Consider the following 2,542-nt stretch of genomic DNA (forward strand, 5'->3'; position numbering starts at 1 on the left):
AGATGAGCACGCCCTTCATCTCGGCGACATAGGAATCGGCCGTTCCAAAATCCGTGGTCAGTGTGAGCAGCGCAGGCATGGGAAGATCCTAGCGCGCCGGGGGCGTTTGAAAAAACGGCGAGAGCGGGCAGCCCTCGCAGCGCGGCTTGCTGCGACAGTAATCCTTGCCTACGTGGACGATCTGGGCGTGAAATTCGTTGTAGGTGGCCAGGTCCTGGGGGAGCTGGCCCGTGCAGAAATCCTGCAGGTGGTCGTAGCCGATCTCCTCGTCCACCAGGGCGTGGCGCGAGAGGATTCGGCGGGTGTAGGCATCCACGACGAAAACCGGGTGCCCGGCCGCGTAGCAGAGAATGGAGTCGGCGGTTTCTTTTCCGACCCCGTGCACGCCCAGCAGCCAGGCGCGCAGCTCGCCCGTCGGCGCGGCGAACATCCTACTTAGATCGCCGCGCCAGTCATCCATCACGGCACCAACAAGGCTCTTGAGCCGCTTGCTCTTCAGGTTGAAGTAACCGGCCGGTTGGATGAGCGCGGCCAGCTCATCGTGGGAGATCTGGTGGAGCTTCTTCAGGGAGAGCAGTCGCTCGCGCTTGAGGTTCGCGATGGCCTTCTCCACGTTGGTCCAGGCTGTGTTCTGCACCAGCACCGCGCCGACCATGACTTCCAGCGGCGTCTCGCCGGGCCACCAGCCCAGCGGGCCATAGTGCTTGCTCAGCGCGCGGTGATAGCGCAGCAGCGGCGTGGATTTGGGGGCGCTGGGCATGGCGTCGGTCTCCGCCCCCAAGCCTACAACAAATGGAGAAATTGGGATTGGGAGGGCCCTCCCGAAAAGACTAGAGTGCCGCCGCGATGGCAGATGAGAGCGACAACAAACTCCCCAGGGCGCGCGGCCTCAAACGCGAGGGCTTTGGCAAGTCCCGCATGAGCCAGGAACTGGGCCTGAAGAAAAAGCACCGCAAGGCCGTGGGCGGCGAGGATGCGCCCGAGGGCATCGTGCTGGGTCACGTGCGCGTGGTGCTGCTGAGTACCGCCGGCGCCGGGAACATCGGTCAGTGCTGCCGCGCCATGCTCAACATGGGGCTCACGCGTCTCTATCTGGTCAACCCGTGCAAGGAGTGGCGCTCTTCCCAGTCGCGGCAGATGGCCGTGGGCGCCGCGTGGGAACTACTCAAAAACGCAACCGTCTGTGAGAGCATCGAGGAAGCACTGGCGGGAACTCACTACGCCATCGCCGTGACCTCGGCTACGCACCGCAAGCGCACCAACGTGCAGAAGTACGAGCACCTGCTCCCGCGGCTGAGCGATTCATCCCACGAGGGTGACGTCGCCCTTGTCTTCGGCAACGAAGCCAACGGCATGAGCAATGAAGAGATCCACGCCTGTCACGAGGCCGGTGAGCTGATGACCAATCCAAACTACAGCTCGCTCAACCTGGCGCAGGCCGTTCTGCTCGCCACCGCGCAGGTCTACGCGTACCGCCGCGAGAACCCGCCGCCCGAGCGCCCGTACCCCACCGCCACCCATGATCAGCTCGAATATTTTTACGAGCACCTCTGGCGCGTTCTCGAACGCACCCATTTCATGCCCAAGCAGAATCCCATGGCGCTCTTCGAGCAGATCCGCGCCATGTACGGGCGCATTCCCCTCGAAGACCGCGAGGTCAACCTGCTGCGGGGAATTCTCAGTCACTTCGAATGGAATCTGGACAACCCGGGCAAGGCGGATTGAGGCGGTAGGGGGCCACGGATTCAGTGGATGCGATCTGATGCCGAGTAGGGGCGGGGTCTACCCGCCCCTCCTCCTCCGGTATTCCGGATCATCCTGCCAGTTCACGGGGTTTGCAGAGATATAATCGCGAATGCGTCCAAGAGATTCATCGTTTCGAATGATGTGGTCGTAGTAGCCCCGCTGCCAGAGCTGTCCACCCAGTTGCCGGATGTCCTTTGCGCAACGCTTGGCCGCTTCATACTTGAGCCAGGCGATGCAGTTCCCGAGTGGTTGGGAGCAGGTCGAGGGCGTGGTTCCGATCCACAGGATGCCATGCAAGTGGTTGGGCATGAGAACGAACTGATCGAGTTCGACATGTGGGAACTGAGCCGGCAAGTCGTTCCACGCATTTCGGACGGACTGTCCGATTTCCGAATCGAAGGATTCACCGTTTGAGATCGTGCTGAGAATCTCGCGGCGTTGCCAGGTGCAGATTGTGACGAAGTAAGCGCCCTGTCGCGAATAATCCCATCCGCGGAGGCGCAGTGAATTCTTGCGGCGGTGGGGTTCGATCTCCATACCGCCAATTTCTCGCAAACACCGTGCCAGTGGCTACGAAAAAGGGGCGGGTAGACCCCGCCCCTACATCCGGAAATGAAATTCTAGATATCAGGCTGCGTGCACCAAATCCGTGTGCATCCGTGGTTTCAACTCTCAGAAATCAAAGCTCTCCTGCGTCGTGACCGGCAGGTTGGAAAGCCGGGCGCGCAGTTCGCTCAGCACGCCGAGGGTCTGTTTGCGGATCTCAAAGATGCGCCGGCGGCTGGCGTCACCGTCG

The 2,542-nt window shown here is 61.7% G+C and carries 4 protein-coding genes; 1 reads left to right on the forward strand and 3 read right to left on the reverse strand.

The window, feature by feature from the left end:
• The coding region (locus KDH09_18950) for an SAM-dependent chlorinase/fluorinase (protein ID MCB0221783.1) at positions 1-79 on the reverse strand (79 nt) is incomplete at its 3' end.
• Positions 80-88: 9 nt separating this feature from the next.
• Positions 89-760: an endonuclease III domain-containing protein gene (locus KDH09_18955; GenBank protein ID MCB0221784.1), complete on the reverse strand. Its 672-nt coding sequence runs from the start codon at positions 758-760 to the stop codon at positions 89-91.
• 86 nt (positions 761-846) lie between these two features.
• Here KDH09_18955 and KDH09_18960 point away from each other — a divergent pair, with 86 nt between their 5' ends.
• Positions 847-1,725, forward strand: a complete 879-nt coding sequence (locus tag KDH09_18960; GenBank protein ID MCB0221785.1) for a TrmJ/YjtD family RNA methyltransferase — start codon at positions 847-849, stop codon at positions 1,723-1,725.
• A 57-nt stretch (positions 1,726-1,782) separates the two neighbouring features.
• Here the strand turns inward: KDH09_18960 and KDH09_18965 are convergent, their stop codons facing one another.
• A complete protein-coding gene (locus KDH09_18965; GenBank protein MCB0221786.1) occupies positions 1,783-2,283 on the reverse strand; it encodes a transposase in 501 nt (166 codons plus the stop codon).
• Positions 2,284-2,542 lie beyond the last annotated feature (259 nt).

It is taken from the genome of Chrysiogenia bacterium (genome assembly GCA_020434085.1).
GTDB lineage: Bacteria > JAGRBM01 > JAGRBM01 > JAGRBM01 > JAGRBM01 > JAGRBM01.

Excerpts from the sequence above, each read along its gene's own strand:
- KDH09_18955 (MCB0221784.1), bottom strand. The coding sequence starts at position 760 with ATGCCCAGCGCCCCCAAATCCACGCCGCTGCTGCGCTATCACCGCGCG.
- KDH09_18960 (MCB0221785.1), top strand. The coding sequence starts at position 847 with ATGGCAGATGAGAGCGACAACAAACTCCCCAGGGCGCGCGGCCTCAAA.
- KDH09_18965 (MCB0221786.1), bottom strand. The coding sequence starts at position 2,283 with ATGGAGATCGAACCCCACCGCCGCAAGAATTCACTGCGCCTCCGCGGA.